This is a genomic window from Zhouia amylolytica AD3, from assembly GCF_000511935.2.
Classification (GTDB): Bacteria; Bacteroidota; Bacteroidia; order Flavobacteriales; family Flavobacteriaceae; genus Zhouia; species Zhouia amylolytica.
In genome coordinates, this window is record NZ_AYXY01000019.1 from 852,656 (window position 1) to 874,274 (window position 21,619).

The window sequence follows — 21,619 nt, forward strand, 5'->3', positions numbered from 1 at the left end:
GAAACGTATTAATGCTTACTAATTTCGTTTTTTTCTTGATTCATAAACTCCATAATTTTTTTCTGCTCCCAGTCTTTGCCTAAAATTGAGTTTATTCCAAATACAGATAATGCGTGAAAAGCAAGGCCTATTCCCCAGAAAAATGGTGTTGCAAATGTTCCAAAAGTCCAAAAATCCCCAGTGTTATTTACTCCAATTAAAATAATGATAAATATATTTATAATAACATAGCTGGTTAAGTGTCCATAAAAACCTTTTAGTTTATCCAGTCTTTTCTTAGCCCTGTAATAAAGCTCCTTATCTTGATTATTTTCCATTTTCAATAAATTTAATTGTGATCCGAATCCCCCTCCTTATTTTTAAACGTCATGGCACGCTCCCTATCCATGAACTCTTGTATTTTCCTATCTTCCCAGTTTTTGTCAAATAATTTATGTGCCCCAAAAACAGAGAATCCATGAAAAATGATTCCTAATCCCCACCCAAAGAGAGGAAACCAAAACCATTTTATATCCTCCCAGGTCGTTTTATAATTCACATAGGCTAACAACGGAATTACAATCAAATAGGTTCCCAAATTCCAATAAAAACCCTTTAAATTCTCTACTCTTTTTTTAGCCCTCAGATAAGCTTCTTCTCTTTCTACTGTTTTCATAATCGTTTAATACCACTTTGAATTACGTTGCTCTTCTTCCATATACTGTCGTATCTTTCTCTCTTCCCAGGCAAATCCAGGACCATAGACCTTAAAAGCCTGAAAAGCTAGTCCAATTCCCCAACCGATGGCCGGAAACCAGAACCATTGAAAATCCCAGTAAACTCTGTAATTTATAAAGGCAAGAAATGGAATGACAACTACATAGGATGCCAAACTGGTATAAAACTCTTTAAGCTCATCTACCTTCTTACGAGCACGTAGATAACTGTTGTCGGTATCCTTAGATTTCATAACATTAATGATTTTAGTTAATAATGGAAGTTTCACCCGAAAGACCTGTTCTTCCTTTTCTATAATAACCGCTCTGGTTGATAAAATACTGTAACGCTCTTGAATATTCCTTAAACCTACCCCACTCCCTTTAGTTCCCAATGTCTCTTTCAGCTTTAAATTATTCTCCACTACCAGATACCCTTCACTTTCATAAATTCTAATAGTAAGAGGATTAGACGGGTTTACGACATTATGTTTAACTGTATTTTCTAATAACAACTGTAATGATAATGGAACCAATTTAGCCTCGGGGTTTAAAGAGTGATCTGGAAAATCAAAATAAATACTATCCTCAAATCTCATTTTTAATAAGCCTATATAGGTTTTGGCAAACTTCAACTCCTCATCGACAAGAATTAGATCTTTGTTTTTTTGTTCAAGCACATAGCGATATATCTTTGACAACGAAGTCGTAAACTGTTGAGCTGCTTGCTGATTCTCATCTATTAAGCTGGTTAGTACATTTAAACTGTTAAATAAAAAATGAGGATCTAATTGATTCTTTAATGCATCAAATTGTGCGGTGGCCGTTCCTGCTATTACCTGTTGCTGTTTAACTCTTTTTTCTTGTAAAGCTTTATAAAAATAAAAAGCATGAAAAAAAACCGTAACAGTAATGGTAATAAAGAACGCGACTACATAAAACCCTATTCGCTCTCCTGCTATAAAGGCATTCCAGGATTTATTCTCAAGAATTAGCCCTTCAAAAATTCGCAATAAAAAAATAGCTATTATAGTAAGTACAATTGAACCTATGACACCAGTAAAAATTCTCCGTATCGTATAATGGTTCTCAGGATAAAACCTTCTCAGTAAAATAAAAAAATAGACATTTACCAAATACAAAACAACAGCATAAAGTTGATTGTATAAAAACTCAGTTAACAGAGAATCATCAAATTGGAAGTCACCGTAAAGAAGTATTTGCACCCCCTTAAGAATTACAAATAAAATAATCCCCAGACCAAAAGCAGTTAATATGTGCTTTAAAAGCTTCATGCTTTACAAGAATCAATTAAAACTGATATGCTGATGAACATCCTTATTGGCTACCGTAAATTTGGCATCATCCCATTTTGGGGGACCGAATTTAGCAGGTGCATTATTAGAACATGCCACAGGTTCTCTAGGAATCATTCCCATAAACATGTCTAATTCATCATCGTCATCTTGATCGTGAAAAACACCTACTGCATATATACCAGGCTTGACGTTTTTAAAAGTCACCATTGAAGTTTCTTTATCTATGGCTGCTATTTCACCTTTAAATGGTGTTTTTAAAAAAGTCTTTTCTTGATTATAGAGTGCCACCATGGCTTTGCCATCATTGTTCTTGAAATTCGTAATTTTCACAACAATATTTACCGTTTCTCCCTCTTGAGCCCTTAATGTAAATTTACTTAATAGGATCAATACTAATAAAAGTACAAAGCGAATCATGTGAGTTTTTTTTTAAATGATGTTCAAATATCGAACTAAAGAATGTTTTTTTAAAAAGTCTTTTTCCGAATTGTTATTTTTAAAGGATGAATTGTAACCTTGACTATAAATTCAGTCCAATTTAATGATTTTTAAAACTAACCGACTACAAGTTCGCAAATTAAAAACTCAAGATCTCAATGCTTTTTTCGAATTGCAAAGTAGTAATAATGTAATGAGGTATACGGGAACAAGACCACAGACATTCGAAGAATGTAGCAAGGACCTGAACAACTTAATAACGAAATATTCAGAAAAGTCAAATCCATTTTTTGTTTGGGCAATTGAAAATGAAAACAATAGATTCATTGGAACATGTGCCGTTATTAAGAATGATAAAAACGAGTGGGAAATAGGATTTCGTCTGATAGAAAAATACTGGAATATGGGCTATGGTTCTGAAGTGACTCTTGGCCTGGTACAATATGCCTTCAGGCATATGAATATAAAATTACTAAAAGCCTATGTAGATAAGAGAAATCAAGGATCAGTTCATATTCTGCAAAAGCTTTTTAAATTTAAGAAAGAGTACTGGAATAAGAAAGACCAGTGTTATGATTTGGAATTTGAACTTTCTGAGAAATAAAAAAAGCCTGCAAATGCAGGCTTTTCATCTAATTAGCTACTTCACTAATAAATTTTATTCGATATAATCGTAATTCTTCATCATCGTAATCTCCATCGAACTCCTCAATAGCATCTGATATTTTATCTGTTTCAGCGTCGATGAAATAATCATAAATTTCTTCCTGTTGGTCCTCATCTAAAATATCATTCACCCAATAATCTATATTCAGCTTAGTTCCCATATAAACGATCTGTTCCATTTCCTTAATGAGCTCCTCCATACTAAGTCCCTTTGCATCTGCAATATCATCCAAGGCTAACTTCCTGTCAATATTTTGAATAATATACAACTTCAAAGTAGAGTTAGCTCCTGTAGACTTCACTACCAGATCATCAGGCCTGGTTATCTCATTATCCTGGACATATTGTTTAATTAAACTGGCAAATGGTTTGGCATACTTTTTTGCCTTCCCTTCACCTACTCCATGAATATTAGCAAACTCCTCTATACTCACAGGGTATTTCAAAGCCATATCTTCCAAAGATGGATCTTGAAAAACAGCAAAAGGAGGAATCCCGTGTTTGGTTGCTTCTTTTTTCCGAAGGTCCTTTAACATGGCAAGTAATTGTTCATCAGCTACTGCACCTCCACCTTTAGAAGCCGTAACAATTGAATCGTCTTCAATATTTTCATAGACGTGATCTTCTGTCATCATAAAAGACTCTGGATGGTCCAGAAAGGCTTTCCCTGCCTTGGTCAATTGCAAAACCCCATATTGTTCAATCTCCTTTTTTAAGAGACCTGCTACCAAAGTCTGGCGAATAAGAGCCATCCAATATTTATTATCCTGATCCTTTCCGATGCCAAAAAATGGCTTCTCATCAGTCTTATGAGAGTTTATAAGAGCATTAACCTTACCAATTAAGGTATTCACAATTTCTTTACTCTTATACTTCTGTTTGGTGTCCTTAACAACTTGAAGAAGAATGACCACTTCATCTTTTGCTTCGTGTTTCTTCTTCGGATGTCGTATATTATCATCCATGTCCGCACCTTCTCCATTCACTTCATCAAACTCTTCTCCAAAATAATGGAGAATGTATTTTCTACGTGACATCGAGGTTTCTGCATAAGCGACCATATCCTGAAGTAAAGCATAACCAATTTCTTGCTCAGCAACAGGTTTACCGCTCATGAACTTTTCAAGTTTCTCAATGTCTTTGTATGAATAAAATGCCAGACAATGTCCTTCACCGCCATCCCTACCGGCTCTTCCAGTTTCCTGGTAATAACTTTCTATACTTTTAGGTATATCATGGTGAATTACAAAACGCACATCGGGTTTATCAATTCCCATTCCAAAGGCAATAGTGGCAACTACCACATCGATATCCTCCATTAAGAACATATCCTGATGCTTAGCGCGGGTTTTAGCGTCTAAGCCTGCGTGGTAAGGCACAGCTTTAATACCATTTACTTGTAAGGTCTGAGCCAGCTCTTCTACCTTTTTACGACTTAAACAATAAATAATTCCGGACTTCCCGGAATTTTGTTTTACAAATCGTATGATATCGGCATCAACGTTCTTGGTCTTCGGCCGAACCTCATAATAAAGATTAGGTCGATTAAATGAAGCTTTGAAAACCTGGGCATCCGACATTTGGAGGTTTTTGATTATGTCCTCCTGAACCTTTGGTGTTGCGGTTGCTGTCAACGCTATTATAGGTATATCGTCACCTAAACGCTTAATAATCGTTCGAAGATTTCTGTACTCGGGCCTAAAATCATGTCCCCATTCGGAAATACAATGCGCTTCATCCACAGCTACAAAAGATAGCTTCACAGAGCGTAAAAACTCAACATACTCTTCTTTCGTAAGTGATTCCGGTGCCACATAAAGCAATTTTGTAACACCACTTTTAATGTCGCTCTTTACTTTTTTTACTTCAGTTTTGTTCAAAGAAGAATTTAAAACATGCGCTACGCCACTGTCTTCCGAGATACCTCGAATGGCATCAACCTGATTCTTCATCAATGCGATTAATGGGGAAACCACAATTGCCGTTCCTTCTTTAACTAAGGCGGGAAGCTGATAACACAATGATTTTCCTCCTCCCGTAGGCATAATAACAAAAGTATTCTTATTATTAACGATGCTCTTTATAACACCTTCCTGTAATCCCTTAAACTGACCAAATCCAAAATACTGCTTCAGCGCCGCGTGTAAGTCAATTTCAGCTGTATCCATCCTATCGTTTTACTATTTTACATACATTTGCACAACTAAAGATAATACATTCTTTATTTATTACAAACCATATAAAACACAAAGTTTGAAACGCAAAGATACAATCATAGCTACAGCAAAAAAAGCTATTGACACAGAATGTGAAGCAATTCAACATCTTAGTAGTTTGGTTGATGAAGATTTTGCCAATGCCATCGAATTCATCTACAACTCCAAAGGGCGTGTAGTGGTTACAGGTATAGGCAAGAGCGCAATAATTGCCACTAAAATTGTAGCTACTTTAAATTCCACCGGAACCCCTGCAATATTTATGCATGCAGCCGATGCCATTCACGGTGATTTAGGAACTATACAACAAGACGATGTTATAATATGTATTTCTAAAAGTGGAAATACTCCTGAAATTAAGGTACTGGTTCCCTTGCTAAAAAATGGACCGAATAAACTTATTGCTATAACCGGAAATAAAGATTCATTCCTGGGTCAACAAGCAGATTTTATATTGAACGCTCATGTAGAAAAAGAAGCATGCCCTAACAATCTTGCGCCTACTTCTAGTACCACAGCACAGTTGGTTATCGGTGACGCTTTAGCAATATGCTTACTGGAACTTAAAGAATTTGGTAGTAAAGATTTCGCTAAATACCATCCGGGAGGTGCCCTAGGAAAAAAATTATACCTAAGAGTACACGATATTTCAGAGGCCAACATGAAACCTCAGGTGAAAACGGAAACTCCAATTAAAGATGTCATTGTAGAAATTACTGAAAAAAGACTTGGTGTTGCACCGGTTACCGATGATAACGGTAAAATTGTAGGTATTATTACCGACGGTGACATTCGTAGGATGCTTAACAAATATGATGAAATAAACGGTTTAAAAGCCTGCGACATCATGTCTGAAAATCCTAAAACAATTGAGGCTAATGCCATGGCTGTAGATGCCCTGGAGCATATGGAAGCGAATGGCATCTCACAACTACTAGTAGAAAAAAAAGGTAAATACGCAGGTGTTATACACCTACACGATTTAATAAAAGAAGGTATTATATAATGGCTAAAAAGAACGCTCAGGAAATGTCATTTCTAGATCATTTAGAAGAATTAAGATGGCATTTAATAAGATCGACAGCAGCTATTTTAATAATTGGTGTTATCGCTTTCATAGCAAAAGATTTTATATTCGATACAATCATCTTCGGTCCCAAAAAGGCCGATTTCGTAACTTATCGCTTTTTCTGTAACATTGCTAAAACATTGGGGTTAAACGAATCCTTTTGTGAAGGACCCCAGTTTAGGGTGCAAAGTAGAATAATGGCAGGACAGTTTTCAGCTCACATCTGGACCTCTATTTGGGCAGGAATCATTTTAGGTTTCCCTTATATATTGTATGAATTATGGAAATTCATCAGCCCGGGTCTTTATGAAAATGAACGAAAACATGCCAAAGGCTTCATCTTTGTCGCCTCTATGTTATTCTTTACCGGTGTACTTTTTGGTTACTATATTATTTCTCCTTTATCAGTTAACTTCCTTGCTAATTACACCGTAAGTAAAGAGGTTTTTAATGACATTGATTTAGCTTCATATATATCAACGGTTCGATCTTCTGTTTTAGCCTGTGGAATTATATTTGAACTTCCAATTCTTATATTCTTTCTAACCAAAATAGGGATCGTAACTCCAGAGTTTTTAAAGAAATATCGCAAGATTTCTTTGGTGATAGTACTAATACTCTCTGCTGTAATTACACCTCCGGATGTGGCTAGCCAGATTATTGTAGCCATACCGATCGCCATTCTATATGAAGCCAGTATTATCATCTCCAGAATCGTATTAAAAAAAGAGAAAAAGAGAGAAGAAGAACAAAAATCACTGACAAAAAATGGCTAATCAAGTAGAAGAATTTAACGAGTATCGCGCTAAAATGAATAAGCGCATTTTAGAGGACGCTGATAAAGTAACAAAACGCATATTCAATTTAGACACCAATGCCTACATGCCTGGTGCCTTGGATGTGAAAACCAAAGAGTTACTTGGCCTTGTAGCCTCAGCTGTACTGCGTTGCGATGACTGTGTGAAATACCATTTGGAAACCTCCCATAAAGAAGGACTTAAAAAAGAAGAGGTTTTTGAAGCCTTGAGTATTGCTACACTGGTGGGTGGAACCATCGTTATCCCCCATTTAAGAAGAGCATACGAATATTGGGATGCCCTGGAAGAACAAAAAGCAAATTCATAATGTTTCTTAAAAGATATTTATTTCTGGAGTATTTGTCTATTTTTGAATTTCTGAAAGCTAAAACATGAAGCTAAGAGCTGAAAACATTATGAAGTCCTATAAAGGACGAAAAGTAGTTAAAGGAATTTCCCTGGAGGTAAACCGAGGACAAATTGTTGGTTTACTCGGACCTAATGGTGCTGGAAAAACCACTTCCTTTTATATGATAGTCGGCCTGATTAAACCGAATGGAGGGAAGATCTTTTTAGATAACCAGGAAATTACAAGCTACCCTATGTACAAACGCGCCCAACACGGAATTGGGTACCTGGCACAAGAAGCTTCTGTTTTCAGAAAGCTAAGCATAGAAGATAACATATTGAGTGTTCTTCAACTTACAAAGCTTTCTAAAAAGGAGCAACATATGAAGATGGAGGCACTGATAGATGAGTTTAGTTTAGGACACATTCGAAAAAACAGAGGAGATTTGCTTTCAGGAGGCGAAAGACGACGTACCGAAATAGCCCGTGCATTGGCAACTGACCCAAGCTTTATTTTATTAGATGAACCCTTTGCCGGAGTTGACCCGGTGGCCGTTGAAGACATTCAACGCATTGTAGCGCATTTGAAAGATAAAAATATTGGGATCCTCATCACCGATCATAACGTTCAGGAAACCTTAGCCATCACAGAACACTCCTATCTCATGTTCGAAGGAAACATTCTAAAAGCAGGTGAACCTGAAGAACTTGCTGCAGATGAAATGGTACGAAAAGTATATCTGGGACAAAATTTCGAACTCCGTAAAAAGAAATTAGATTTTAAAGCTAAGCAACCTTAATTAAGGTTGCTTTTTTTTCATCATAGTATCCATAGCCGACATCAAAACATATAATACCACAACAATTGGTATCGCTATAAATTGAAGGAGAATTAATAATATTACACTTAGTGACAAAAAGCTATATCGTGTAGCATTACTTTTTAACTTCCAATCTTTAAACTTTAAAGCAAATAACGGAATCCGTGCATTGAGCATGTAAGAACTCAATAAGGTTATAGCAATCAAAAACCACTTATTCAGAATAAAACCATTTACCAAATCGTTTCCCTGATAAAACAATATCAACGGAAGAGATAAAATAAAAAGAGCATTGGCAGGTGTCGGCAACCCAATAAATGAGGTAGCCTGATCTTCATCTATATTGAACTTGGCCAGCCTGTAAGCAGAGGCCAGGGTAATCAATAAACCAAGAAAAGGAAGTGCTTTTACATCCCCTCCAAACAACGAAACTACTTCAACTGGACTATCCGCAACTTCCCAACTTCCAATTCCACTGCTCATGTGCAACAGTTGATACATCACAATTCCAGGAACCAGACCACTGGTAACCATATCTGCTAAAGAATCTAATTGAATACCCAAATCACTCTGTACTTTGAGTAACCTGGCTGTTAAACCATCAAAAAAATCGAAAAATATACCCAAGAACACAAAAACAGCAGCCACTTCAAGCTGATTTTTCACTGCAAAGATTGCTGCAATTGATCCACAAAATAGATTTAATAAGGTTATCAGGTTAGGGATATGTTTCTTCATCTTTAAAATATTTTGTGTAAAAATAAGGTTTTTATAACGATGAGTAATACTACATTTAACCCGATTATTTATTCTGTTTAATAGATAATAGAATATATTTATAAAATTATGAGATATTTGTAGAAACTGAATATTTCATATTTCACAGCTTGAATTGACAATAAACCTGATGAAGAATTACCTACTTGCGATTTTTTCCGGCTTACTGCTTGCCTTAGCCTGGCCTACATACGGACTACCTCTTTTAGCCTTTTTAGGATTCATACCACTTTTAATTGCAGAGAAAAACATTCGCCTTTCAGACACTAAAAGAAAAGGACTAAAAACACTGGCCACATCATATCTGGCCTTCTTGGTATGGAATTCTATAACCACCTGGTGGTTGTGGTATTCAAGCGCTTTTGGAATGTTCTTTGCTATCCTGGTGAATTCCTTATTAATGGCATTGGTATTCCTGATGTACCATAAAGTCGCTAATAAATTACCTTCCAAAATACACCTGGTATTTTTACCCGCCATTTGGATGGCCTTTGAAAAGTTTCACCTCAACTGGGATTTCTCATGGCCCTGGTTAAACCTGGGTAACGTTTTTTCAGAATACACCTCTTGGATTCAATGGTATGAGTTCACTGGAACTTTCGGAGGGGCTCTCTGGATTTGGATCGTGAATATCGGTCTATTTAAAACCTATGAAAAGTATCAAGAGCACAAAAGCACAAAAATCCTGTCTATTGGAGTTGGTAAAAATGTCCTGTGTATAGCCATCCCTATCATTATTTCCTTTTTAATCCTCAATAATTATGAAGAAGGTAATAAAACCATTGAAGCTGTTATAATTCAACCCAATGTTGATCCTTATACTGAGAAGTACGGTCAATCAAACACTGAAATAGCCGCCGGACTCATTCAGCAAGCCAAGGATAAACTAGATGAAAACACCGATTATCTAATCGCCCCTGAAACTGTTTTCTCTGATACGTTTCCTATTGATCAATTTGATAGAAGCCAGCAAAAGAACATGTTAAGTACTCTATCAAAGAATAACGACAACCTGAATATTATTGTAGGAGCAGACTTCTATAGATTATATCAGCAAGATGAAAGACCTACCTCCACAGCTAACCGCACACAGCGAGGTGACTGGGTGGATTGGTACAACGCAGCAGCTCAAATTAACAAAACAGGAAAGTCACAATTCTACATTAAATCAAAATTAGTAGTTGGAGTTGAAAATTTTCCTTTTAAATCAATTCTCGAGCCTTTACTTGGTAATATCATGCTAGACCTGGGAGGAACTATTGCAACCAGAAGCATCCAAAAAGAAAGGGGTGTGTTCACCTCAAATACTGGAGAATTTGTTGCTGCTCCAATAATATGTTACGAATCAGTGTATGGTGAATTTGTTACCGGATATATTAAAAAAGGGGCAAACTTTTTAACCATAATCACTAACGACGCCTGGTGGGATCGAACACAAGGTCACATGCAACATTTGAGTTATGCCAAATTGAGGGCCATTGAAACCAGAAGAAGTATTGCCAGAAGTGCCAATACAGGGGTCTCTGCTTTTATTAATGAGAAAGGTGAAGTCATGAGCACCCTCGCCTACGAAATTAAAGGCACCCTGAAAGGTGTCATTACAATTAATGATAAAAAGACTTTTTATGTGCAATACGGCGATTACATTGCAAGAATTGCTGTATTAATAGCAGGATTAATTATACTATTTGCTATTGCCCGTAAAAAATCTTGATCGTACCTTGCCTCATATTTGAAGTATGAACTTCTGAATCTTTGAAAACACATTGATGAATTACCTTTCTGTTGAAAATATTGCCAAATCATATGGAGAACGTGTATTGTTTACGGATATTTCCTTTGGCATCAATAAGGATCAAAAAATTGCACTAATTGCAAAAAATGGTACCGGAAAAACATCATTACTAAATATTATTACCGGTAAAGACACCCCAGATGAAGGTCAGGTGGTAACACGAAACAACCTGAACATTGCTTTTCTTTCACAAGAACCGGATTTAATTCCGTCCCTGACAATTGAAGAAACCATTTTTGCTTCGGAGAATAAAATCTTAAAAGTAATTCACAATTACGAAAAGGCTTTAAAAAATCCGGAAAACGAAGAGGCCTATCAAAAAGCTTTTGAACAAATGGAAATTCATCAGGCATGGGATTTCGAAACGCAATACAAACAAATACTTTTTAAACTAAAGCTTGATAATCTAGACCAAAAAGTTTCTTCTTTGTCCGGAGGACAAAAAAAGAGACTTGCTTTAGCCACGATCTTAATTAGCAAACCCGATCTTCTCATTTTAGATGAACCCACCAACCATTTAGACCTCGAAATGATTGAATGGTTAGAATCCTATTTTGCCAAAGAGAAGATTACGCTTTTTATGGTAACGCACGATCGCTACTTTCTCGAAAGAGTTTGTAATGAGATCATAGAGTTAGACAATGGCCAATTATACCAATACAAAGGCAGTTACTCGAATTATCTTGAAAAAAGAGAACAACGAATAGAATCGGAGGCAGCGAGTACAGAGAAAGCTAAAAATCTTTTTAGAAAGGAACTCGACTGGATGCGTAGACAGCCTAAAGCAAGAACGACCAAGTCTAAATCTCGTATTGACGATTTTTATCAGATAAAAGAAAAAGCACATCAGCGAAGAAAAGAACATCAGGTTACCCTGGAGATCAACATGGAACGCCTGGGAAGTAAAATTGTGGAGCTTCACAACATCTCCAAATCTTTTGGTGAAAAAATAATTGCTGATAAATTCAATTACAACTTTATTAAAGGGGAACGTATTGGCATAATAGGAAAAAATGGAACTGGAAAATCCACATTTTTAAATATTCTTACCAAAGCCCTAGAGCCAGATGCCGGAAAAGTAGTAGTTGGAGAAACAGTTAAGTTTGGATATTATACGCAAAGTGGTATTCACTCTAAACCTGAGCAAAAAGTAATTGATGTTATAAAAGAATTTGGTGAGTTTATCCCACTTACTAAAGGGAGGACGATTTCTGCAGCCCAGTTACTGGAACGATTTCTTTTCGATAGAAAGAAACAGTATGATTTTGTAGAAAAACTGAGTGGTGGAGAATTAAAACGACTTTATTTATGCACCGTCTTAATTCAGAATCCGAATTTTTTAATTTTGGATGAACCTACCAATGACCTCGATATAGTTACACTTAATGTATTGGAAAGTTTTTTACTGGATTATCCAGGCTGTCTGGTTGTAGTGTCACACGATCGCTATTTTATGGATAAAATCGTCGATCATCTGTTTGTGTTCCGAGGCAATGGAATAATTGAAGATTTTCCCGGAAATTATAGTGATTTTAGGGTTTATGAAGACAGTGCTACACCGGAAGAAAATAATACCACCGAAAAGAAAGAAAAGAAAAGCTGGAAAAAGGACGCCAATAGCGGGTTAAACTATAATGAACAAAAAGAATACAACAGACTCGAAAAAGAAATAAAAAAGCTGGAACAAAAGAAAAGTGAGATTGAAGTTCTGTTCCTTGATCCAAATTTAACAGGGGAAGAGATCAATGAACAGTCTATAAAATTACAAGAAATAACCAGTCAAATTGAAGAAAAAACTGAACGTTGGTTTGAATTGTCTATGAAATTAGAATAATTCTCTTTCTTTTTTCTTACAAAATATATTAACAAACCTTGTTAATAAAATCTTTGTGCATTTCATCGAATTTTTAGAGCTTTTTATCGATTAAATAAAATTAATCAGTAATTTAGTTCTTAAGAATAAGTTAATCCTTACTCTTTTGAACCCCAAGCTACCTTTTTGAACTGCCCCAAGTTTCTTAAATGTAGTTCAACCAAAATTAACCTAAATGTTGACTTTATATGAAGAGACAACTACTTAACCTACTAGTTGCTACGGTGATCGTTTTCTCCTGTAGTAAGGATGATTCTTCTTCAGGAGAAGAAATCCCAAAAAGCAACTTAAAGGAAATAGAAAGTTTTGAATTCTTGGCTTCAGATAATGAAGGCCTCGATACTGACGTTGTAGCTTCCATTGATGAAAGTGAAAAGCTTATCACAGCTACCATGCCTGTTGGCACTGATATTTCAAATCTTAAACCTTCAATACAAAGCTCCCCATTATCGAAAGTTACACCAAGTGACCAAACTCGTATTGATTTTACCCAGGCAGTTGAATACGCCGTAACAGCTGAAGACGAAACGTCTATTATTTACAATGTAAATATAGAGGTCGCAAAAAGTTCAGAAGCAAAAGTCACTAGCTTCAACCTACTTACGTCCATAAATAGTGATGGAACAGACAGTAATCAAATTTACTACGATATTGAAGCTAATATTGACGAAACTAATAAGACCATTAAACTTACAATCCCGGAAGGAAGTATAGACAGTGGGTTAATTCCAAGTATCGAATTTTCAGTTGGAGCTACAATCACCCCATCCCCGGAAGATGTCTTAGTAGAAGGAGTCAACTACACAGTCACAGCAGAAAATGGAGATACCAACACCTATTCTCTTCTCATTGAATACACACCTAATGAGCGTAAAATACTGATTGATTTATATCAGGCCAATTTGGAAAACTTACTTAATTGGGACATTACCTCATTGAATATTGCTGAATGGGAAGGTATTACCCTATACGACCAAAGAGTTACTCAGATTGATCTTACTAATAAAAATATAGAGAACCTCATACCTCAAATAGGTAAGCTTACTCAATTAACAGATCTGGTTGTCCAAAATACCGATAGCGCATTAAAGATGAATTCCATCCCTGAAGAGATTGGAAACTTGACTAATCTAAGGTCATTGTTCTTAAATGGTAACAACATTAATTCTATTCCTGCATCTATAGGTAATTTAACGCAATTAGATCGATTAGCTTTAAATTCAAACCGGATTGCATGGCTGCCTGAAGAGCTGGGCAACTTAACCAACCTCAAATGGTTGATATTAAGCGACAACAACATTCAGTTTTTACCAATCAGTGTCGGAAATCTAACCAGCCTGACAGAATTATTTTTAAACAATAATCAGCTACAGGAGATCCCTGAAGAACTGGGTAACTTAAAAGAAATTAAAGTGCTGAGATTAAGGACTAACAAACTAATTAGCCTTAATAACTCCGTAATCGATATGACCCAAATTGAAACGGTTGATTTAGCCTATAATGATTTTCAACAATTCCCATCTCAATTGATCGAAATGGACAACCTTAAAAACATTCTGTTCGATGGGAATGACTTGCAAACAGTTCCAGCAACTTTAGGCGACATGAATAATTTAGAAACCGCCTCCTTTTATCGTAATAAATTATTCTTAATACCAGAAGAATTAGGAAACCTTACAAACCTAAAAACTCTTAACATTCAAAGAAATTTTTTGTTTGGAATACCACAACCTGTTTGTGATCTCGAAACAAATTATGGTACACAAATCATAAAAGATAATCGTACCGACTGCTATTAATTCTAATAGCAACCACTTTTTATTCTCATATTAATTTGATTTTACACATGTAAGAACTTCACTGGCAACAGTGAAGTTTTTAGTTTATTTTTGTCCCTATAAATCAACAATTTTGTCTTCTTTGTTTAATTATTTCAAATTCCTCATTAAGTCGACCAACCAACACGGCGTCCACTCACCTTTTGTTTACAGCATGATCACTAAATGCTTTTACCGGAAAACATCCGAGGATATTTCAAAAAAGTTGATGGGTGTAATAAAAAAAGGCATAAACAACAATTCGTGCTCCATAAAAAAAGCCAAACTATACCATCGACTAATACAATACTTTAATCCAAAACATATTCTGAATATTGGCACACCGGAAATAAACGCATTTACCAGTGCTCTGGTGGCCTCAAAAATAACTGAGGTAGCTTATAAAAGCAATCTTGAAAAACCCAATTCTAATTTGTCAGACTACCTCGGCATAAAGCCCTTTAACCAAACTGAACAACAAAAAACGTATGATTTGGTTTATTTCAGTCATATTGATATTTTAAATGATCAGCTACCAAAGGAAATAAACGCTGTAAAGCCCCTTATTCATAATGACACCTTGATATTATTGGACGGGATTCATTCATCAGAAAAATCCTTTAATATCTGGGAAAACATAACCCGAGATGAAGATTTTAATGTCAGTATCGATACATACCACTGTGGATTATTATTCATTAGAAAAGAACAACAAAAAGAACATTTTATCATTAGGGTTTAAACAATGCTGTTTGTACCTTCGCTAATACCAAAGAAGTTACCATGAAAATATATACCAAAACAGGAGACAAAGGACAAACCTCGCTATTTGGAGGTACCAGAGTACCAAAACATCATATTCGCATAGAAAGTTACGGTACCGTAGATGAACTCAACTCATGGATAGGGCTGCTTCGCGATCAGGATATAGAAAAAGAACTTAGAAAGCTTTTAATACACGTTCAGGATCGCTTATTTTCCATTGGTGCCATTTTGGCAACACCTCCCGAAAAAGAAACCTTAAAAAACGGTAAACCGCGCTTAAACATTCCAAAAATAGCTGATAACGACATTAAGTTATTGGAAAATGAAATAGATAAGATGAATGAAGACCTGCCCCCTATGACACATTTTGTGCTTCCCGGTGGCCATCAATCGGTGTCATATTGTCATATAACCAGAACTGTATGTAGAAGAGCTGAACGCTTAGCCTCTCATCTGTTTGAAAATGAACCTTTTGACGAAAAAGTAATTCAGTACTTAAATCGTCTGTCCGACTATCTTTTTGTACTGGCACGAAAGTTGTCGTATGACTTAAAAATTGATGAGGTAAAATGGATTCCCGAAAAGGAGAGTTGACCTTATTTTAATAAGATTTTAACATTAAAAAGTCAATTATTTCATCAAAAAATGATTACGTTCTTAAAAATTATGTAATTCGTGCATTTTTTACTTGACTTTTTACATTTAAAAATTATTTTTGCAAGAAATTAAAATTATTATAGAAAGATGTATTGGACTTTAGAATTAGCATCTTATTTAGATGATGCCCCTTGGCCGGCTACCAAAGACGAATTGATAGACTATGCCATCCGAACCGGTGCACCTCTCGAAGTGGTCGAAAATCTACAAGCAATTGAGGATGAAGGAGATATGTATGAATCGATTGAAGAGATTTGGCCAGATTACCCTACGGAGGAAGATTACCTCTGGAATGAAGACGAATATTAACAAACATTATCATTATTTAAACGCAAAAAGTCTCAGTTGAGGCTTTTTTTTTGCGTAATTTTGAACTAAAATAGAAGCAGTTATGAGTTTAATGGATTCCCTGATTAAGGTCTTTATTGGAGATAAAGCGAAGAAAGACGTTAAAGAAATACAACCCATAGTAGATAAAATAAAAGCTGTTGAGAAATCGCTTTCGGACTTGTCACATGATGAGCTTAGAGCAAAAACCGAAGCTTTTAAGCAGCAGATAAAAGACGCTCGTGCTTCAATAGATGAACAAATTAAAAGTTTACAGCAGGAAGCTGAAACAAACGAAGACATTGATAAAAGAGAAGATATTTACAATCAAATAGATCAACTTCTTGAGGAAGCCAATCTGATTGATGAAAATACCCTTAATGAGATTTTACCAGAAGCCTTCGCAGTAGTTAAAGAAACTGCTAAACGATTCGCTAATAACGAAACAATCACTGTAACTGCTTCTCCATTCGATCGCGAACTTTCTGGAATTCATGACTATGTCACTTTAGACAATGAAAAAGCTGTTTGGAACAACTCTTGGAATGCAGCTGGTAAAGAAGTTACCTGGGATATGATTCATTATGATGTTCAGCTTATTGGTGGTGTAGCTCTTCATCAAGGTAAAATTGCAGAAATGCAAACTGGTGAGGGTAAAACATTAGTAGCTACACTCCCGGTATACTTAAATGCCCTGACAGGCAAAGGAGTACACCTCGTGACGGTTAATGACTATCTGGCAAGACGAGATAGTGCATGGATGGCTCCTATATTTCAGTTTCATGGACTATCGATAGATTGTATTGATAACCACCAACCCAATTCAGAATCACGTAGAAATGCTTACAAGGCAGACATAACCTACGGTACGAATAATGAATTCGGTTTCGATTATTTGCGTGATAATATGGCGCATTCTCCTAAAGATCTGGTTCAAAGACCACATAATTATGCCATAGTCGATGAGGTCGATTCTGTATTAATTGACGACGCTCGTACACCCCTAATTATCTCCGGTCCTGTCCCTCAAGGTGACAGACACGAATTTAACGAATTAAAACCCGTAGTAGGAGATCTTGTTAGCAAACAGCGTCAATATTTAACTGGCGTCCTTGCTGAAGCAAAAAAATTAATTGCCGAAGGGAACACCAAGGATGGCGGATTTCTATTACTAAGAGTACATAGAGGATTACCAAAAAATAAAGCGCTAATCAAGTTCTTAAGTGAAGAAGGGATCAAGCAATTGCTTCAGAAAACAGAGAACTTCTATATGCAAGACAATAACCGCGAAATGCCTAAGATTGATGAAGAGTTATTGTTTGTTATCGATGAAAAAAACAATCAGATTGAACTTACCGATAAGGGAGTTGAATATCTATCCAAAGATACTGATGATTTAGATTTCTTCGTAATGCCTGATATAGGTACTGAAATTGCTAAAATTGAAAATCAAAACCTTCCGGTTGAAGAAGAAGCTGAACTAAAAGAAGAGTTATTCAAAGATTTTGGTGTGAAAAGTGAACGTATACACACCATGAACCAACTACTTAAAGCATATGCCCTTTTTGAAAAAGACGTGGAATATGTCGTAATGGACAACAAGGTGATGATAGTCGACGAGCAAACCGGTCGTATCATGGAAGGACGTAGATATTCCGATGGTTTACACCAGGCTATTGAAGCTAAAGAGAATGTAAAAATCGAAGCGGCAACGCAAACTTTCGCCACCGTTACACTTCAAAATTACTTCCGTATGTACAATAAGTTATCTGGTATGACAGGTACAGCAATAACGGAAGCAGGTGAATTCTGGGAAATCTATGAACTGGATGTTGTCGAAATTCCTACCAACAGACCTATTGCAAGAAAAGACAAGGAAGACCTGATTTATAAAACAAAAAGAGAAAAATACAACGCTATTATCGACGAGGTTGTTCGCCTGGTAAATGAAGGAAGACCTGTATTAGTAGGTACCACCTCGGTAGAAATCTCCGAATTGCTAAGTAGAATGCTTAATATCAGAAAGATTAAGCACAATGTACTAAATGCTAAACTACATAAAAAGGAAGCAGACATCGTTGCTGAAGCAGGCCAACCTGGGGTAGTAACTATAGCTACGAACATGGCAGGTCGTGGTACGGATATTAAATTAATTAAGGAAGTTAAAGATGCCGGTGGTCTTGCTATCATTGGTACAGAAAGACACGATTCAAGACGTGTAGACAGACAGTTAAGAGGTCGTTCAGGACGTCAGGGAGATCCGGGTAGTTCTCAATTCTATGTATCCCTTGAAGATAACCTAATGCGCTTATTCGGTTCAGACAGGGTAGCTAAACTAATGGACAAAATGGGGTTAGAAGATGGTGAAGTTATCCAACACTCTATGATGACCAAATCCATTGAAAGAGCTCAGAAAAAAGTAGAAGAAAACAACTTTGGTATTCGTAAGCGCTTATTAGAATATGATGACGTAATGAATGCTCAGCGTGAAGTTGTATATAAACGTCGTCGCCATGCACTCGAAGGAGAGCGTTTGAAAGTTGACATCGCTAACATGATGTACGATACTTGTGAAAATATTGCCGAGACCAATAAATTGGCTGACGATTTCAAGAATTTTGAGTTCGAACTCATTAAATACTTTTCACTTACATCTCCAATTTCAGAGGAAGAATTTAAAAAACTTACCTACATGGAGATTGCTTCAAAAGTATATCAGGCAACACTCCAGCATTACAAAGAAAAAATTGAACGTACTGCAGCTACGGCTTTCCCTGTAATTAAAAATGTTTACGAAAATCAATCAGATAGATTTGAACGTATCGTTGTTCCATTTACAGATGGTATTAAAACATTAAACGTAGTAACAAATCTGGAAGAAGCATATAATTCTCAAGGTAGAAAACTCGTATCTGATTTTGAAAAGAATATCTCTTTAGCCATTATAGATGATGCATGGAAAAATCATCTTCGCAAAATGGATGAGCTAAAACAATCAGTTCAGTTAGCAGTTCACGAACAAAAAGACCCGTTATTAATATATAAATTTGAAGCTTTCGAACTTTTTAAGGAAATGGTTGATAAAGTGAATAAAGATGTTATTTCGTTCTTATTCAAAGGTGAACTACCAACACAAGACTCTAGCAATATTAGTGAAGCAAGAGATGTTAAGAGAAAAGAAAGCTATAAAACTTCTAAAGAAGAGATCCCAAACCTTGATGAAAGAGCAGCTGAAAGCAGAGCGGCTGGTCAAACGCAACAAAGACCTCAGGTTACTGAAACTGTTGTTAGGGATAAACCAAAGATTGGAAGAAATGAACGTGTTACCATTAAAAATGTAATGAGCGGTGAAAGCAAAGAATTGAAATATAAACAAGCAATTCCACTTATTGAAAAAGGAGAATGGGTTCTGGTTGAAAATGAATAATAAATGATTCCATAAATAGTTAAAATCCTGCTATATGCAGGATTTTTTTATTTTTATATACAACTAAAAACTATTTATGGAAACCTACGCCCAAGCTTTATTATATGCCATTCCTCTTTTTATAGTACTCGTACTTTTAGAAATACTTTATGGATATATAGTAAAAAAACACACACATAAACCGCTTGATACGATCTCAAGTTTAAGCTCCGGACTCACAAATATTATTAAAGACTCATTACCATTGGTCATAATATTCGTATCGTATCCCACCCTATTAAAAAGTATCGCTTTAATTCATATCGAAGCTAATTGGCTCACCTATGTCATAGGCTTTATTACCTTAGACTTTGCAGGCTATTGGAATCATCGCCTGAGTCACAAAATAAATTTCTTTTGGAATCAGCATGTCATTCACCACAGTAGCGAAGAGTTCAATTTAGCATGTGCGCTCCGACAATCCATTTCTAATATTTTAGGCTACTTTCCATTGCTTCTAATACCGGCAGCCTTATTAGGAGTCCCTGCAAAAGTGATCAACATACTCGCTCCTATTCACTTATTTTTACAGTTTTGGTATCACACCCGGTATATAGGAAAGTTAGGCTGGCTGGAATATATAATCGTAACCCCTTCCCAACACCGGGTTCATCATGCCATAAATCCGGAATATATTGATAAAAACCTCGGACAAATATTTTGTGTTTGGGATCGAATGTTTGGAACCTTCCAGGAGGAACTACAAAATACCCCTCCCGTTTATGGAGTCTTAAAACCAGCCTCAACCTGGAATCCGATATTAATAAACTTTCAACATCTCTGGCGCCTGATGAAAGATGCATGGTATACCAAAAACTGGAAAGATAAGATTCTTATTTGGTTCATGCCTACAGGATGGCGACCGGCAGATATGATAGATAAACACCCCTACTCGATCATTGAAAACGTTTATAGTTTTAAAAAGTATCAAACATATAATGATAAATACTTCACTTGCTATGTGGCATTTCAATTAATATGCAACACCATCCTTATGATGTTCATGTTTTACAATTATAGTGACATGGGTCTAAATGGATTGTTTCTATGTGGACTGTTTGTATTTACAGGTATCTTTGGCTATACCTCACTAATGGACGGTAGCGCCTATGCAGTATTTATCGAAGCCCTCAGAAGTATCGCAGGAATTCTTTTTATTGTAATATCCGGAGATTGGTTTGGATTGAACCATTATTTAGAGATCGGAAGTTCTCTTGTTTTATTATACTTTATAATCACCCTTTTAGGTGGATGGTACTTTTCCTCCTTGCAAAAGAAGCAGCTACTTAATCTTAAAAAAACTATTTAAACCGTTTAAAACACACCATTGCTATAAGGAACATTTAAAGGCAATCTAACTTGCTAATATTTAATATATCCGTCATACCGATTTGAATACACTATCAACACAACCTAAACAACCGTTAAAACAGAAGCAATTAAATATCCCTATGCTGAACAAAGAAGTATGAACTAGACATCGCTAATTTGAGGTGGTTTATTCTAACAATTCCATAGCCCACTTTCATATCTCAATATTTTACCTGAATAAATGGACTCGTAGTACATTTTTTTTTACATTTAATCTCTTTCTCCTTAAAAAATTAATGGTTTATAAAAAAGAGCAGAAATTGCACTATACACACATCAAACACCCCGTCAAAGTCCGTTGAAACTCCGTTGTTTCTTTATGGATATCCCGTATATTCCCATGTTATTCCCTACCACTCTGGCATCCATATCAACTCCCCGTATATGCGGATCACATAGTCC

General features: G+C 35.9%; 19 protein-coding genes. 13 read left to right on the plus strand and 6 right to left on the minus strand.

The window, feature by feature from the left end:
* Positions 1 to 8 precede the first annotated feature (8 nt).
* The 4 genes from P278_RS08410 to P278_RS08425 are packed head-to-tail and all read right to left on the minus strand — an operon-like array spanning position 9 to position 2,431.
* Positions 9 to 317 (minus strand): 2TM domain-containing protein, encoded by a 309-nt coding sequence (locus P278_RS08410; protein ID WP_038264921.1) that lies wholly within the window; start codon positions 315 to 317, stop codon positions 9 to 11.
* An 11-nt stretch (positions 318 to 328) separates the two neighbouring features.
* Complete coding sequence (locus P278_RS08415) at positions 329 to 655, minus strand: 2TM domain-containing protein (RefSeq protein WP_051413475.1); 327 nt, start codon at positions 653 to 655, stop codon at positions 329 to 331.
* 6 nt (positions 656 to 661) lie between these two features.
* Positions 662 to 1,990, minus strand: a complete 1,329-nt coding sequence (locus P278_RS08420; RefSeq protein WP_038264923.1) for a histidine kinase — start codon at positions 1,988 to 1,990, stop codon at positions 662 to 664.
* A 12-nt stretch (positions 1,991 to 2,002) separates the two neighbouring features.
* The gene (locus P278_RS08425; RefSeq protein WP_038264926.1) at positions 2,003 to 2,431 is read right to left on the minus strand and encodes a DUF2141 domain-containing protein; all 429 of its coding nucleotides are present in this window, start codon (positions 2,429 to 2,431) and stop codon (positions 2,003 to 2,005) included.
* Between the two features lie 124 nt (positions 2,432 to 2,555).
* Between P278_RS08425 and P278_RS08430 the strand changes: the two genes are divergently transcribed.
* Entirely contained in the window at positions 2,556 to 3,056 is a 501-nt protein-coding gene (locus tag P278_RS08430; RefSeq protein ID WP_038264929.1) for a GNAT family N-acetyltransferase, read from the plus strand.
* Between the two features lie 28 nt (positions 3,057 to 3,084).
* Here P278_RS08430 and recQ read toward each other — a convergent pair whose 3' ends face one another.
* Positions 3,085 to 5,286, minus strand: a complete 2,202-nt coding sequence (recQ, locus tag P278_RS08435; RefSeq protein WP_038264932.1) for a DNA helicase RecQ — start codon at positions 5,284 to 5,286, stop codon at positions 3,085 to 3,087.
* A gap of 85 nt (positions 5,287 to 5,371) precedes the next feature.
* Here recQ and P278_RS08440 point away from each other — a divergent pair, with 85 nt between their 5' ends.
* The 4 genes from P278_RS08440 to lptB all read left to right on the plus strand — a co-directional run bounded on the left by P278_RS08440 (position 5,372) and on the right by lptB (position 8,348).
* Entirely contained in the window at positions 5,372 to 6,340 is a 969-nt protein-coding gene (locus P278_RS08440) for a KpsF/GutQ family sugar-phosphate isomerase (RefSeq protein WP_038264935.1), read from the plus strand.
* Entirely contained in the window at positions 6,340 to 7,179 is an 840-nt protein-coding gene (gene tatC / locus P278_RS08445; protein ID WP_038264939.1) for a twin-arginine translocase subunit TatC, read from the plus strand. The genes P278_RS08440 and tatC overlap by 1 nt, the downstream gene beginning before the upstream one ends.
* Positions 7,172 to 7,528, plus strand: a complete 357-nt coding sequence (locus P278_RS08450) for a carboxymuconolactone decarboxylase family protein (RefSeq protein WP_038264942.1) — start codon at positions 7,172 to 7,174, stop codon at positions 7,526 to 7,528. The genes tatC and P278_RS08450 overlap by 8 nt, the downstream gene beginning before the upstream one ends.
* A gap of 64 nt (positions 7,529 to 7,592) precedes the next feature.
* Positions 7,593 to 8,348: an LPS export ABC transporter ATP-binding protein gene (gene lptB / locus P278_RS08455; protein WP_038264944.1), complete on the plus strand. Its 756-nt coding sequence runs from the start codon at positions 7,593 to 7,595 to the stop codon at positions 8,346 to 8,348.
* On the opposite strand, the gene P278_RS08460 is transcribed toward lptB, so the two are convergent.
* Positions 8,349 to 9,107, minus strand: a complete 759-nt coding sequence (locus P278_RS08460) for a CDP-alcohol phosphatidyltransferase family protein (protein ID WP_038264947.1) — start codon at positions 9,105 to 9,107, stop codon at positions 8,349 to 8,351.
* A 169-nt stretch (positions 9,108 to 9,276) separates the two neighbouring features.
* On the opposite strand from P278_RS08460, the gene lnt reads away from it, so the two are divergent.
* The 8 genes from lnt to P278_RS08500 all read left to right on the plus strand — a co-directional run bounded on the left by lnt (position 9,277) and on the right by P278_RS08500 (position 21,155).
* Positions 9,277 to 10,860: an apolipoprotein N-acyltransferase gene (gene lnt, locus P278_RS08465; protein WP_235444266.1), complete on the plus strand. Its 1,584-nt coding sequence runs from the start codon at positions 9,277 to 9,279 to the stop codon at positions 10,858 to 10,860.
* 55 nt (positions 10,861 to 10,915) lie between these two features.
* Entirely contained in the window at positions 10,916 to 12,775 is a 1,860-nt protein-coding gene (locus P278_RS08470) for an ABC-F family ATP-binding cassette domain-containing protein (RefSeq protein ID WP_038264949.1), read from the plus strand.
* Between the two features lie 227 nt (positions 12,776 to 13,002).
* Positions 13,003 to 14,613, plus strand: coding sequence for a leucine-rich repeat domain-containing protein (locus P278_RS08475; RefSeq protein WP_038264952.1), 1,611 nt, complete (start codon positions 13,003 to 13,005; stop codon positions 14,611 to 14,613).
* Positions 14,614 to 14,860: 247 nt separating this feature from the next.
* Complete coding sequence (locus P278_RS08480) at positions 14,861 to 15,373, plus strand: hypothetical protein (protein ID WP_038264955.1); 513 nt, start codon at positions 14,861 to 14,863, stop codon at positions 15,371 to 15,373.
* Positions 15,374 to 15,414: 41 nt separating this feature from the next.
* Positions 15,415 to 15,990, plus strand: coding sequence for a cob(I)yrinic acid a,c-diamide adenosyltransferase (locus P278_RS08485; RefSeq protein ID WP_038264958.1), 576 nt, complete (start codon positions 15,415 to 15,417; stop codon positions 15,988 to 15,990).
* 150 nt (positions 15,991 to 16,140) lie between these two features.
* Entirely contained in the window at positions 16,141 to 16,362 is a 222-nt protein-coding gene (locus P278_RS08490; protein WP_038264961.1) for a DUF2795 domain-containing protein, read from the plus strand.
* Between the two features lie 82 nt (positions 16,363 to 16,444).
* Entirely contained in the window at positions 16,445 to 19,807 is a 3,363-nt protein-coding gene (secA, locus tag P278_RS08495; RefSeq protein ID WP_038264964.1) for a preprotein translocase subunit SecA, read from the plus strand.
* A gap of 76 nt (positions 19,808 to 19,883) precedes the next feature.
* Positions 19,884 to 21,155 carry a sterol desaturase family protein gene (locus tag P278_RS08500; protein ID WP_038264966.1) on the plus strand — a complete coding sequence of 424 codons (1,272 nt, stop codon included), beginning with the start codon at positions 19,884 to 19,886 and terminating at the stop codon, positions 21,153 to 21,155.
* Positions 21,156 to 21,619: the final 464 nt, after the last annotated feature.